The sequence below is a fragment of the Nostoc sp. genome (assembly GCF_036918245.1).
Classification (GTDB): Bacteria; Cyanobacteriota; Cyanobacteriia; order Cyanobacteriales; family Nostocaceae; genus Nostoc.
Map to the genome: position 1 here is coordinate 62,690 of NZ_JBALEF010000056.1, position 13,320 is coordinate 76,009.

At 41.4% G+C, this 13,320-nt stretch carries 16 protein-coding genes; 6 read left to right on the forward strand and 10 right to left on the reverse strand.

What is annotated here, in order from left to right; all coding sequences use genetic code 11:
* Positions 1-412: 412 nt before the first annotated feature.
* Positions 413-1,264 carry a universal stress protein gene (locus V7L12_RS15405; RefSeq protein WP_334820685.1) on the forward strand — a complete coding sequence of 284 codons (852 nt, stop codon included), beginning with the start codon at positions 413-415 and terminating at the stop codon, positions 1,262-1,264.
* Between the two features lie 176 nt (positions 1,265-1,440).
* Here the strand turns inward: V7L12_RS15405 and psbM are convergent, their stop codons facing one another.
* The 5 genes from psbM to V7L12_RS15430 form a co-directional block, all read right to left on the reverse strand.
* A complete protein-coding gene (gene psbM, locus V7L12_RS15410; RefSeq protein WP_273762658.1) occupies positions 1,441-1,557 on the reverse strand; it encodes a photosystem II reaction center protein PsbM in 117 nt (38 codons plus the stop codon).
* A gap of 170 nt (positions 1,558-1,727) precedes the next feature.
* The gene (locus V7L12_RS15415) at positions 1,728-2,024 is read right to left on the reverse strand and encodes a 2Fe-2S iron-sulfur cluster-binding protein (protein ID WP_335085704.1); all 297 of its coding nucleotides are present in this window, start codon (positions 2,022-2,024) and stop codon (positions 1,728-1,730) included.
* Positions 2,025-2,210: 186 nt separating this feature from the next.
* A complete protein-coding gene (locus V7L12_RS15420) occupies positions 2,211-2,348 on the reverse strand; it encodes a photosystem II reaction center protein K (RefSeq protein WP_006195022.1) in 138 nt (45 codons plus the stop codon).
* 78 nt (positions 2,349-2,426) lie between these two features.
* Positions 2,427-3,575 carry a tRNA guanosine(34) transglycosylase Tgt gene (tgt, locus tag V7L12_RS15425; protein WP_335085341.1) on the reverse strand — a complete coding sequence of 383 codons (1,149 nt, stop codon included), beginning with the start codon at positions 3,573-3,575 and terminating at the stop codon, positions 2,427-2,429.
* Positions 3,576-3,897: 322 nt separating this feature from the next.
* Positions 3,898-4,350, reverse strand: a complete 453-nt coding sequence (locus V7L12_RS15430; protein WP_335085343.1) for a hypothetical protein — start codon at positions 4,348-4,350, stop codon at positions 3,898-3,900.
* Between the two features lie 376 nt (positions 4,351-4,726).
* On the opposite strand from V7L12_RS15430, the gene cobS reads away from it, so the two are divergent.
* Positions 4,727-5,500 (forward strand): adenosylcobinamide-GDP ribazoletransferase, encoded by a 774-nt coding sequence (gene cobS, locus V7L12_RS15435; RefSeq protein ID WP_335085706.1) that lies wholly within the window; start codon positions 4,727-4,729, stop codon positions 5,498-5,500.
* Between the two features lie 142 nt (positions 5,501-5,642).
* On the opposite strand, the gene V7L12_RS15440 is transcribed toward cobS, so the two are convergent.
* The 3 genes from V7L12_RS15440 to V7L12_RS15450 all read right to left on the reverse strand — a co-directional run bounded on the left by V7L12_RS15440 (position 5,643) and on the right by V7L12_RS15450 (position 7,385).
* Complete coding sequence (locus V7L12_RS15440; RefSeq protein ID WP_334820676.1) at positions 5,643-6,098, reverse strand: PPC domain-containing protein; 456 nt, start codon at positions 6,096-6,098, stop codon at positions 5,643-5,645.
* A gap of 86 nt (positions 6,099-6,184) precedes the next feature.
* On the reverse strand, positions 6,185-6,862 hold the full coding sequence (locus V7L12_RS15445) for a ComF family protein (protein ID WP_335085345.1): 678 nt from the start codon (positions 6,860-6,862) through the stop codon (positions 6,185-6,187).
* A 34-nt stretch (positions 6,863-6,896) separates the two neighbouring features.
* The gene (locus V7L12_RS15450) at positions 6,897-7,385 is read right to left on the reverse strand and encodes a GNAT family N-acetyltransferase (RefSeq protein ID WP_334820672.1); all 489 of its coding nucleotides are present in this window, start codon (positions 7,383-7,385) and stop codon (positions 6,897-6,899) included.
* Between the two features lie 595 nt (positions 7,386-7,980).
* On the opposite strand from V7L12_RS15450, the gene aroQ reads away from it, so the two are divergent.
* Positions 7,981-8,667 (forward strand): gamma subclass chorismate mutase AroQ, encoded by a 687-nt coding sequence (gene aroQ, locus V7L12_RS15455; protein ID WP_335085346.1) that lies wholly within the window; start codon positions 7,981-7,983, stop codon positions 8,665-8,667.
* A gap of 143 nt (positions 8,668-8,810) precedes the next feature.
* Here the strand turns inward: aroQ and V7L12_RS15460 are convergent, their stop codons facing one another.
* Positions 8,811-9,104: an alpha/beta fold hydrolase gene (locus V7L12_RS15460; RefSeq protein ID WP_335085708.1), complete on the reverse strand. Its 294-nt coding sequence runs from the start codon at positions 9,102-9,104 to the stop codon at positions 8,811-8,813.
* On the opposite strand from V7L12_RS15460, the gene V7L12_RS15465 reads away from it, so the two are divergent.
* A complete protein-coding gene (locus V7L12_RS15465) occupies positions 9,000-9,272 on the forward strand; it encodes a hypothetical protein (protein ID WP_335085348.1) in 273 nt (90 codons plus the stop codon). The genes V7L12_RS15460 and V7L12_RS15465 overlap by 105 nt on opposite strands.
* A 452-nt stretch (positions 9,273-9,724) precedes the next feature.
* On the opposite strand, the gene V7L12_RS15470 is transcribed toward V7L12_RS15465, so the two are convergent.
* On the reverse strand, positions 9,725-10,891 hold the full coding sequence (locus V7L12_RS15470) for an AI-2E family transporter (RefSeq protein ID WP_335085350.1): 1,167 nt from the start codon (positions 10,889-10,891) through the stop codon (positions 9,725-9,727).
* 260 nt (positions 10,892-11,151) lie between these two features.
* On the opposite strand from V7L12_RS15470, the gene V7L12_RS15475 reads away from it, so the two are divergent.
* Together V7L12_RS15475 and V7L12_RS15480 are read left to right on the forward strand one after the other, a co-directional pair.
* Positions 11,152-11,493, forward strand: a complete 342-nt coding sequence (locus V7L12_RS15475; RefSeq protein ID WP_335085710.1) for a hypothetical protein — start codon at positions 11,152-11,154, stop codon at positions 11,491-11,493.
* Positions 11,494-11,779: 286 nt separating this feature from the next.
* Entirely contained in the window at positions 11,780-13,204 is a 1,425-nt protein-coding gene (locus V7L12_RS15480) for an LCP family protein (protein WP_335085352.1), read from the forward strand.
* Positions 13,205-13,320: the final 116 nt, after the last annotated feature.

Here is a 13,320-nt window from a genome sequence, read left to right on the forward strand (position 1 = left end):
ATGCAGACTATTCAAGTCGGAAGCGATCGCCTGTTAAAGATTACACTAAATCAAATTTGCTGAAGAGTTGTTTTAGCATTTATTTGCAATACTTAACTAACTGTTAATTAAAAAAACTTAAGATAGATTAAAAATAATAACTAACATTATAATTTATTAAGTTCATCGGGCTACATTGAGAGTATACTTAATAGTTGAAGTCTCGTTAAAAGTTTAAGTAACTAAGTGCAAATAAACTTAAATATTTGTTTAGTTTTTTATCCTTTGCTATTTGTTTGAGTGTTAAATACTAAAAAACAAAGTTTATTTGTGCCAACTTACTAACTAGGCTGTCAAACAAGGTGGTGAAAATCCGACCAGAGCCAAGTACCAACAGCGAAAACAAAAGTAAACTTCACAAAAATTACGTAAAATGATCAGAAGAATTTTGCTGGCTGTATCGGGATTGGGACACGCAGAGGAAATGCTCAAAACCCTGAAAGAAATCCCTTCAATTCAATCTGCAAAAGTTACAATTTTGCATGTTGTTCCTGCACAAAGAACTGCTACTACCATGACAGCTAAATGGGAAAATGGTGGTAAAATTCTGGCGAATGCCATTCAAACCTTGAACTTAGATCCTAGCCAAGTTTCTTCAATTTTGCGTGAAGGCGACCCCAAAGATGTAGTTTGCCAAGTCGCCGATGAAATCGACGCTGACTTGATTATTATGGGTTCACGCGGACTGAAGCGGCTGCAATCGATTTTATCGAACTCAGTTAGTCAGTATGTTTTCCAACTATCTTCTCGCCCCATGTTGCTGGTAAAAGATGACATTTATGTTAAAAGAATTAAGCGCATTATGGTGGCAATAGATAACTCTGACTCAGCAAAAAATTGCTTGAAATTGGCACTGTTTTTACTCCGGGATATTCCGGGTGGCGAGTTAATTTTGGCAAATATTAGTACAGATTTAGGCGGTAAAAAATCGGAAATAACCAAGGTTAACTCAGACAAAAATCCAGTTTTAGCAGCCGCTGTTGCAGAAGCTGAAAAACAAGGCATCCAATCTCGTTCTTATATCAGCAGTGGAAAACCTGGTGAAGAAATTTGTCGACTGGCAGAAGAGTTGAATATAGACTTATTATTGCTCGGTTCTCCAGATCGTCGTCCATCGATCGCTAAGAGTTTTGTTGATATAGATCGACTCATCGGATCTTCCTTGTCTGACTATGTTCGAGTCAATGCCACTTGTCCAGTATTATTGGCGCGGACAATCGCTTAAAGTAAAGAGCGCTGAATATAATAATTGTTGTAATAAAATAGTAAAGAAACAAGATTTGTCTTGTTTTTACTATTCAGCACCCAGCACAGGCTACGCTAACAGCACTAAATTGATAGTTGATAAATAAAAACCCCTACACTATTGGTGCAGGGGTTATTTATTTTATACACAAACTCTTAACTATCTTTTCCACCTTGGCGGCTAGCAGTTTGGATGTACAGAATTAGTAAAAACACAGCGGGGACTAGTACGAACAAAATGCTCGCTATGAACCCCAGGTCATTAACTTGCATGGCAAGAAAGCCTCTCTTAAATTTCCAGTCAACAACATTAGGATAGCATCATTGATGACAGAGTTATACCAATTCAAAATTCAAAATGTCCGCATAGCGTTTCGTAGAGAATAAACTTAATTTTGGTAAGTATTTTGACTACTGACTGGATACATGACAGATTTGAGAACTTAAGGCTTTGTGACTACGCTGACTGAGCCATTTACTAAAGTTTGACAGGCAAGACGGTAATTTTCCGGCTTTTTCTTGAATTTTCGGTTTTCTACGTCTGTGCGGGAGGAAAGATTTTCTAGTCCTTCGACTATTTCCACAACACAAGTACTACACTGACCATTACCACCACAATTGGTCATCTTACCAATCAATTTATATATGTCAATGCCATTTTGTATCGCCTTGAGGCGGAGATTAGCACCATCTGCCGCCACTACTTCTTTATTTTCTTTGATGAATTTGATATTACCCACAACTAATTCCTCCTTGACTATAAGCTTGGCTTTCAAGGCTTCATATTGACATAGCTTGATTAACATCTTATTTATTATAATAATTTGTTGCAAAATATTAATAAATATTAACTTTATCAAACACAGCGCTGTAAAAAAAATAGGACAGGTACTCTACCTGTCCTATAAATTGAACAATAGATTAACTTATCTAAATCCCACAGCTGCTTGCCAAACGAAAGCAAGCAACAAGAAGAATACGGGGATAACTGGGAGAACGTCTACCAAAGGATCGAAGATTTGGTAAGCTTCTGGCAGTTTTGCTAATAAAAGTGCTGCTTCCATGTTTGTTTAAATCCACCTATCCAACACAGCTTTCATAATTGAGAAGTATCTTAACATGGTTTGAGTCTCGATCATTGGTCAATAGTCATTTATAATTTCACCCTTATCTGGTGCTGATTCAGATGAGTTGAGCCAGTGACCAAATTCTGCAACAAAGCGATCGCTCAATATTGCTTCTCTAATTTTTTGCGTAAAGCGAATTAGTTCGGTAATGTTGTGAATGCTCAACAAGGTATAAGCTAAAATTTCCTGCGATCGCACTAAATGAGATATGTAAGCACGGCTAAAATTTTGACAAGTGTAGCACGGGCAAGTTTCATCTAATCGCGTAAAATCTTCACGAAACTTAGCATTTTTTAAATTCCAGCGTCCGCCTTGGACTATCGCTGTACCATGTCTTGCCCAGCGGGTGGGAATGACGCAATCAAATAAGTCTATACCAGATGCGATCGCGATCGCCATTTCCCGATAAGTACCCACACCCATCAAGTAACGCGGCTTTTCGGGGGGTAGAAGCGGTGCTGTCACTTTGACAATCTCAGCCATTAATTCTGGCGGTTCTCCCACACTCACGCCACCAATGGCATATCCGGGCAAATCCAACTTAGCCAAAGCTTCCGCCGCACGGCAACGCAAATCCAAATACACGCCCCCTTGCACAATCCCAAACAACGCCTGATCGCTGCGTTGATGAGCCGTTATACAGCGTTCTAACCAGCGGTAAGTGCGTTCAGTTGCAGTTTCTACCTCTTGGCGAGTTGCTGGGTAGGGCGGACACTCATCAAAGGCCATAATCACATCGGCCCCCAAAGTATTTTGAATCTCAATGGAGCGCTCTGGTGTTAAGTTAATAATTTGTCCATCATGGGGCGAGCGAAAAGTTACGCCTTCTTCAGTAATTTTTCGCATCTCGCTTAAGCTGAAGACCTGAAACCCACCTGAATCTGTGAGCATTGGGCCGTTCCAACTCATAAATTTGTGCAACCCACCACCCCCAGCCACGATCGCTTCCCCTGGTTGTAGGTGAAGATGATAAGTATTGGATAATATCATTTGCGCCCCAGTATCTCGTAGCTGAGATGGAGTAATAGTTTTGACATTTGCCAGCGTTCCCACTGGCATAAATCTGGGGGTTTCTACAAGACCGTGAGGGGTGAAAAACACTCCTGCTCTAGCTTTTGTCTGACTACAGCAAGCAAGACATTGAAAAGAAAAATTCGCACTCATGCCATTTGGAATTTTAGATTTTAGATTTTGGATTGTGAAACACTAATCGGTAAAGAGTTTCAGAAATCCATAACTAGTACAACGCGGCAGAAATAAACCTACCATTTCATTACAGCCAGAAAGCTTTTTGACTTTTGATTTTTGACTTTTGCCTTGCGGTACTAGCAGCCATAAAACCAAATGGTATTAGGGCAAAATTAATATTATTTGGCTAAATTATGGACAAACATCAAAATTGGTAATTGAGTTTTAGCGAACACTTAAGCATTCATTACTAACCTAGTTACCAACTTTACGAGTATATACTCTAAATAATTGTTATTTAGAAAGAATCAGAACAGTCATCGTCAATTTCTGCATCCCACCTGGCTGAGAGTACTTGTTCCATCATCGCTTCTATGGCGCTGACATTGAAGCTTCGCTCTCGTCGCTCTTGTAAAGGGGTTGATCGGGGAATTAACCGCAGACACACTCCTTCTTGCATCAAATCGAAGTAGGTTTCTTGTTGCGACGACTGTTTTAGTTCCAAGTAATCAAAACTACAAACATTCAGATATAGGGCGCGGTTAGCCACTAAGGTAGACCTTTGCGGATTGGCAAAAACTTCCATCACATCTCCTTCACCCTCGCTCAGTACCTTATCTTCTTGGGTGTAGATGTAGTGGACTCGACCTAAATCTGCCAGCAATCGCCGGATGTCGAGCTTATTCACAATGATGCCCGTGTTAATAATGCACGGAGATGGTATCCTGGTGTCGGGTAGATGGTGACTCATAGAAAAATTGCGATTGAGCTAAGGAGAGCAACAACATGGCTAAACTCTCATAATTGAATAGCTTGTTTACTCCCTACATTTAAAAAAATATCAATTTTATGGGGCAATCGTCTAATAATTTGGAGTAAGTTTTTAGTTAACGAATACAAAACACAAATTTTGCTCCGTGATGGAATTTTAACTTCCTAAACAACTTATTTTTGTATAAGACATTACTCAAAAATACTTAATTGCCACTTAGACCAGCATAACAAAATTTTCAACGAGAATGTTTAATAGAAGTAAATCTTATTTAAAGTTTTAAAGTCTGCTCATGTCGGTTGTACCGAAATCAAGACTATTATCCAGCAATTTACCAAAAATTAATGTAATTCAGATGACGAAACAGCAACAGTGGTGGAAAAAGCTGCTGTTAAAGCTGGCAGCTAGTATTATATTTTACACAAGTATTCCACTACCGTATTTAAACGGATTGGACTTTCAGGGAGTGGCACGTCTTGCTTCGCTTGTTGGGTTGATAATTGGGGGAATTTTAGGGTTACTGGATACGGGGATGGATTATCTGGGGATGCCCGTGCTAACTCGTAGTGCTTTGGTAGTAAGTGTTTGGATTGCCATAACTGGAGGATTGCACTTAGATGGGGCAATGGATACTGCCGATGGTTTGGCAGTGGGCGACCCAGATCGGCGACTGGAGGTGATGGCGGATAGTGCTACAGGAGCCTTTGGGGCAATGGCTGCGATCGCCTTGGTAATACTGAAAATAACAGCTTTAGCGGATATGCCAGAAAACCGTTGGTTATTGCTGATGGCTGCTTGTGGCTGGGGACGTTGGGGACAGCAACTAGCGATCGCGCGATATCCTTATCTAAAAGCAACTGGTAAAGGCGCATTTCACAAACAAGCGATTCGTTCTTACAAAGATTTGTTACCGGGATTAGTGTTGTTGTTTAGTTTGAGTGGTTTACTTTGGCTAATAGATAAACAACAGCTATTTCTCGCACTGACAATGATAGTTGTTGGAAGTGCGATCGCCACTTTAACTGGTGCATGGTTCAACCATAAACTAGGCGGACACACCGGAGATACCTACGGCGCAGTCGTTGAGTGGACTGAAGCCCTATTTCTTTGTGTCTTGACCGTTTTTTAAGATCAGGAGAGTGGGGAAGGGGGAAGGGGGAAGCAGAGGGAGCAGCGGAGGCAGGGGGAGAAAAGAATTAATAACCAATGCCCCATGCGCCATGCCCAATGCCCAATGCCCAATGACTAATGACCAATGACTAATGACTACTTCATTTAATCGGTTGCAACTTTGTCACCTTGAGTTTAAAAGCCCCAACCCCAGTTTCCCCAAAAGACCGGACACGAATCACATAACTCCCTGTCTCCACGATGCGAGTAAAGAGTAAGGAATTGCTACTACCATCAGGGCCATCATCATTTTCTGCTAAAGTCGAACCATCAGGTGCCAGCAGTGTGATGATACTGTCAAAGTTTTCCGATGACAGGTCAACTGCTAAATTATCACCCTTCTGCAACTTTACTGTGTAATCACGGGCAAACCCACCTTGACCTGTGGGAATGTCTTTGTCGGACAGGCTATCGGAAAGTTCAGTGCTGTTAGATAAAGGAATTGGACTATATAATTTATTTTGAGCAAAAGCTGCACTTGTACTAATGCCTATTGCCAGCAATGTGGCAGGAATGATAATGAGTTGTTTTAAACCTGCCGCAAAAACTTTATTCATACATTTCAAGCAATTTTTCTACAAAAATAGGGTAATTCGGTCAATTTATGTACTTATCTGTCAAAGCTTGCCCATTACTTCTTAATTTATCCGTCTTTGACGGCAGTAGCTACAGCAACTAATCCTAAGACCACAATTCCATACTGACGAAGTGTTTGCACAGCAGACCTGGCAGTAGCACCAGTAGTATAAATGTCGTCCACTAACAGCACTGGGACATTTGGAGGATGATGGCGAAATTCTTGCCCAATAGCAAAAGCTTTATCCAAGTTTTTTTCTCGTTTAGACACCGACAAACCAAACTGCGCTTCAGTTTCTCGCACTCTTGCTAAACCGTTTAGTTTCAATTTTAATCCGGTTATTTCGCAGAAACTTTGTGCTATTAGTGCGGCTTGATTGTATTTACGTTGCTTTTGTTTGCTAGCGTGGAGTGGGATGGGAACTACTACAGGCTGGCTATCTCGCCTCGGTGAATTTAACAACCATGCTTCTCCTAACCATTGACCCAAAGGACGAGCTATTTGGGGTTGATTTTCGTATTTCATCGCTGCAATTGCTCGTTTCACCGGGCCACCATATTCCCCCCAGCCAAACACAGGTATAGGTTCTTGCCATAGAGAAATCGGGTCTTTACGTTGACATTTTTGCAGTTGTCTGGTGCAGTTCTGACAGAATTCTTGGGAAGTTGCGCGTTGACATAGAGGGCAATGGGATTGGAGAAAAAGATTGAGTAAGCCTGTGAGATTTTTAATCCAAGCGTGCATTTAGAATTGTCCTTTGTCATTGAGTCATTAGTCATTAGTCTTTGACCAATGACTTAACATACACGCGATCGCACCTTGTTGTTTCTACTCCTGTTGCTGGAGTGTAGCCATTGCTTTCATACAGCTTGACTGCTTCCACCAAAACGCTGGCGGTTTCAATCCAAATTTGTTGAAAACCACGCTTTGCGATCGCTGCTTCTAGCTGTTGTAACAAATATTTCCCTAATCCCAAACCCCTGATGCTGGGTAAAAGATACATTTTGCGGATTTCTACAGCTTTTTCGCCTCGGTGTATGGGGTAGTATGCTCCAGTACCTACTAACTGACTTTGGTGTTCAATTACCCAAAACTCTCCCCCAGTAGCTAAATAACATTCCTCTACGCGCAGCACATCTCGGTCAGCACCCTTTGGTTCCCAACCCAGACCGTATTCTGATAACACATAACTGATCACTTCAGCGGCTCTTGTGCGATCGCTTTTCACCCAATCACGAATTAAAAAATCTTGATAATAGTTTTTCATACCATTTGCTGGTCAAGTTTACACAGAAAAATTTTCCGCATCTATATCCCAATTTACTCAGCAAATAGCAATTCTTGCAGAGTTCATTTCAGGCTGTACTCTTAAAGCGTGAATTATGTCAGTGCTGAGAAAAATCATCTTTAACAAAGAAATCGGCTCTACATCTACCTACATTATCAATGCACAACAAGGTGTATTCTTGCCAACTATTACTGATTGACAAATTGTTTATGACCTTAATCTGTCAAGAATAATATACAACAGTAAGTATATTGTGCGATTTATCACATTCTATTTTCAGAACATAGTGAGGTAACTTGATGATGCATTTCCTCAATTCGGTATCTTGCTACTCTCATGACAATCTCTCTGATACTCCCAAATCCACTGAATTTCCGCTTGGAACAATTTACGACCGCGTTTAGCATCTCTTTGAGCAGCACGTAATTCCTGCTGACGGAGACAATACCCCTAGAAGCCTGAATTTGCTTTTTGTCAGTAACTATGAGATATTTTGTTTGAGATTGAAAATACTGTATTTTTATAGATTTACTGATAATTCGTGCTAAGTAGCAGGGTGTATAAGCTTTTTTCTATGAATTTAAGTTTTTTTAGAAAGCATCCACTGTTGTTTGTCATCATAGTTTTCTTTGGGCTTTTTTTCAGTAGTACAGTAGTTGCTGCAAAGTTAAAATTATATTTCGTTGCTCAAAACTCTAGGTCAGTAAAATTAGTAAATCTCCAAGCTATTAGGGTAGCAGAACAACAACTGCCTGTAGATAAATTACTAAAATTGATCCAGCAGCGATTGTTAATTGCACATGATGTAGCCCGCTGGAAATGGAATCAAAAAAGTCCTATAGAGGATCTAAAGCGCGAACAAGAGTTACTATTAAAGGTTAAACAGCAAGCAACAACCCATAGTTTAGAACCCGATACAGTTGCAGCATTTTTTCAAGCACAAATAGAAGCAGGAAAACTGATCCAAACCGCTGATTTTCAAAACTGGCAAAAGCAAGGCATTAAATATTTTCCTAACGTGCCAGACTTAAACCAGACATTGCGACCATCGTTAGATAAATTAAACATAGAATTTCTCTTTACTTTAACAGAACTGAATTCTGTTCTAGGTTGTCCACAGATACGGGAATTAATTCAGTCACGTTCCCAGGTGATTATTCAGGGAGATGGTATTGATCGGCAAGTGCAGAACCTAGCAATTTCACCCCTGCTGCAATTTAAAAGCACTTCTTGCAAAGTAGTTTTCTTCCCGAAATTATAAATTCGATAATTATTCTGAAAATTAGATTAATGTAAAAAATAGTTCAAAATGAATTAAGACATCTCCGAAAATGAATGTAGAGACGTTATATGTAATGTCTCTACAAGGGTTTCAGGTAAAACATCATTAATTTCTGGAGATGTCTAATTGACGACAACTGCTGCACGTTCGGCTGCAAGATGTTTGGTAATAGAGGCATCGATTCTTTTGGATGCACCCGTGGAGAAGCCGATTAGAGTAATACCATTCAAGTCGAGGGTTTCGATCAGCGTAGCGAGGTCGTCGGCATAGGTGTCCATCTCGTTACCATTCCAGGGCTGGCTCGATCTGCCATGCCCACGGCGATCGTGGGTGATGACGCGATCGCCCTGCGATGCCAGGAACAGCGCTTGGATTTCCCAGCTATCAGCATTAAGCGGCCAGCCGTGCGAGAGAATAACTGTGGACCCTGTTCCCTAGTCCTTGTAGTATATCTGCGTACCGTCTTTGGTAGTGATTGTACTCATGTGAATCCTTTGTATATTGAGAGCAAAGACAACTGCTTGAAAGCGATCGCCCATGTTGAGTTTGTTGAAAATTATAATAGGCAGTTATTGCTTCCATGATTAAAAGCTTCTGTGATTGGGTTAGTGATGATGTTTATGTTTCATTCATCAGCTTGCACTCAATTCAGAACACTCAAGTTATTGGAGTTAATTCAAGAGTCAGAAACCCGAAGGGCAAATTTTCAACAGGATTGGGACAATGCTATGGATGCGTTAATGTTTTATGGTCGCAAGACAGAACTGACAAAGCTTGAAAGCTATCTAGAACATTGAAGCAAAACACCAATTGGTATTCATGTCTTGTGGTAAGGACTGACTTTTCAAGGTATTTGGAAAATTTTTATATTAAACAATTGCTCGCAACAGAATTTAATAAATAAATAAGAGGGGTAAAGGGTAAAAGGTTGATAATAGTACCCCACATAGGAGCGATAGCTTTTTACCCTTTCCCTTGCCCCTTACCGTTCCTTATAAATAACTGATGATACACTGACTGTTCCTGCCTTCTTGTATTAGGGCAATGTCGCTTCCGAAATGCTCAAAGTGTTGTTGGCATCAGCTTTCGAGGACTCATTTGCTGGAACGGATGCAGTTATCTCCCCAATGGTGCTGTCGTTTGTCCCGCTACCAGGACGCAAGGCACTTAAAGCAGTCTTAATCACAACAGCTGTAGGTACTGCCACAATTACACCCAACAGTCCGCCAACTCTTGCCCCTGTTAAGACCGAAATTAAAATCCAAACTGGATTTAAACCAGTAAAACTGCCTAAAATTCGGGGAGCAATTAAATTTTCGAGAATTTGCTGTACAATTACCGCTGCGATCAACACTCTCACACCCATTGAAAAATCTTGCAACGCTACCAATAGTGTAGTCAGGGCGATGCCTACAGAACCGCCAAAGGGGACGAGAGCCATCAGACCAATAGTTAGTCCGAATAGCAATCCAAATGGCACTTTCAGCCACAAAAAGGTAGGAATCAGGGCTGAAGCCATACAGGTAGATAAAATCAACTGGGTGATGAAGAAATTTTGGAAGCTTAAGCGGACTGTTTTAGAGAAAGGTTCGCGAAATTTATTAGGTAGCCATTCGACTAAACTTTCCCAGAGTTCACCTCCATGCTGTAAAAGATAAAAAGTCAAAACCATCGTCAAGAGAATATCTAGCAGACTAGTAACTGTGAGTACAGCCAGATTTAAAACTTGTCCGGCGATCGCTTGTAATTGTCCTTTGACGCGATCGTTGATTTGCACCACCAGAGCATCGAGGTTAATCGGTAAGCCAAAAGTCTCAGCTTTCCCGTTTAATATCATTAACTGAGAGCGTCCAGAGTCGATTAACTCTGGCAAACGAGCCACCAGTTGTTCAGCTTGGGTAAGAGCCAGGGGAAAAAGTGTCACACCCAACGCCAATAAAATCGATAAAGCCAAGAGAAATACTAAAATAGCAACTTGCTCTCGCTTCGCACCATGATGCTCCATCCAGCTCACGGGGTAGTTGAGCAGAAATGCTAGCACTGAGGCTCCAACTAAAATGACTATGAGAGAATGGAAATAATTAAAGAATACCGAAAGTGCCCAACCATTGAGAACTAGCAGCGGAAGGAATAACGCGATCGCCCCGATTCGCGCTATTGGTGTGAATCTTTGCCACCAGTCGAGTAGCTTGCGTGTCTGCATTTTGAGCTGATTGGAATAGAACTAAATGAAATTTTTCTTTACAGCTTATTATCTCTAACTATATGAGTCTTATTCATCCTTCTAGTTTAGGAGTTAGACTAACCCCAATGGAGAATTTTGAACCAAAAGAGAATGGGGAGTGGGGAATGGGGAAGGTGGGGCCCCCTCTGGGGATAAGGGGTAATGGGGAGTGGGGAGCAGGGGAGCAGGGGAGCAGGGGAGCAGGGGAGCAGGGGGAGAATAATAATGCTCCATCCCCAATGTCCAAAACACAGTTGCTTTTACATTTAGTTCCCATCGTCGGCTTTTTTCCATCCTTGTGGACGCTCTATCGGGGCCAGGGTAGTCGGGAACAACTTGCTATTAGTCGTCTGTCTATTACTTTGGCACTTACTTGGTTGTTGAGTTATCTATTATTAGCTACCGGAGCAGCAACTTCAGATTTTTTTCCGCTACGTCTATTTATCCTCAATAGCTTTCTCACATCAGGTTACTTTTTAGTAAGTGTTTGGTTGATTTTGCGCCTAATGCAGGGCAAATCTGGTCGTTTACCAGGGTTTAGTAGTTTAGCTGAACGAGTGCTTGGCAAGTATTTATCTTAATTTTTCCTGGTGATAATTTGTCGGTGTTTTTACTGATTTTTGGAAAACTTCTGGCTGATTTATCTATATATCTAGTCAAATCCAGTTTATTATTGCCATACTTCAGTAAAACATCTCCAGGTTGTCCCAAAAAAAGAATAAATGCTGCTATAAGTGTTGTGGTTGACACTACATTAAAAAAGTTAGCACCGATAATTAAGAGTTAGCTATTATGGGTTGATTTGTTTGGGTGTTTTTAGTCTGCAAAATTACTGAATTTGATTAGTGAGTAAGTGTGAGGAAGTCTGTGACGATTCAAAGAAGTTCGGCGGAAGAAAACCAGTCAGGAAAAGCTTCAAAGTCCAATAAAAAAATTTCCCAAAACTCGACATCAGGACGTTGGCTGTGGTTTTGGGTAGGTATGAGTGGTATTGCGATGGTATCAGCAACTGCGGGGGCGCTTTTGGCGGTGTCTTTGACCAGTACGCCTTTGCAACAAGCGCAGCTAACTCCAAAGGATGAGGCGGCTTTTGATAGCGATCGCATTTCTGGAGGTGTGCTGCGATTTTCAGAATTAACTCGTCCGGTAAATCTTTTGGTGATGGGAATGAGCGTACTTCCCCCAGATATCCAAAACCCTCCTGAAGATACCAAAAATCTCAAATACCTGCCCCAAGTAAACTCTTTTGATGGTCTTTCTGATGTGATGCTCTTGGTCAAATTTGATCCAGAGACAAAAAAAATAAATATGCTCTCCATTCCCAGAGATACCCGCACAGAAATAGAGGGTTATGGAGTAAAAAAAATTAATTCCGCCAACGTTGAAGGTGGGCCAGCTTTGACTGCCAGAACTGTCAGTAATCTCTTAGGAGGGGCGGGAATTGATCGCTATGTGCGAATTAATGTTTTGGGAGTTGCCAAGCTGATTGATGCTTTGGGTGGCGTGACTGTCTACGTCCCTAAAGATATGAAATACCAAGATGATTCTCAGCATTTGTACATCAATTTGAAGGCTGGTAAGCAGCATCTAAACGGCGATCAGGTACTACAATTGCTGCGTTTTCGCCATGACGAACTCGGTGATATTGGTCGGATTCAGCGCCAGCAAATGGTCATGCGTGCTTTGATGGATCAAACACTCAACCCAGCTACTGTTGCTCAATTACCTAAAGTTCTTGATGTCGTGAAAGAACACATTGATACCAACTTGACAGTTGAAGAGTTAGTGGCGCTAATGGGTTTTGGGGTGCGGACAAATCGCTCTAATATGCAAATGTTAATGCTGCCAGGTCGCTTTAGCGAGAAAGGCGAGTTTGATGCTAGCTATTGGTTGCCCAACAAAGATGGTATTGCCAAACTCATGGCTCAACACTTTGGTTTGGACTCAGAACAGGAACAGCTGGCGACTGCGACCGATCCACGCTCTTTGCGTGTAGCAATTCAAGATAGTACAGGTGGCGATCGCTCTAACCTCCAACCGTTAATTAGAGCCTTGGAAAAATCTGGATATCGCAACATCTATGTCGCCAAAGCATGGGGTGAACCTCTAGATGTAACTCACATTGTCGCCCAACAAGGAGATAGTGACAGTGCTGAATCAATTCGCAGCACTTTGGGATTTGGAGAAGTGCGGGTGGAAAGTACTGGCAACCTTGGCTCGGATATCAGTATCCAAGTGGGTCAGGATTGGTTGCAACAAAAGTCTATTTTGGAGGAGTCGCTGAGTAAATAATTCGTAATTCGTAATTCGTAATGACGCTCGTTCGCTCTTAGCGTCTCCCCTTGGGAGAAGACTGGCTAACGCTACGCTATCGCCCTTGACGTCTCCCCTTGGGAAAAGACTCGCTA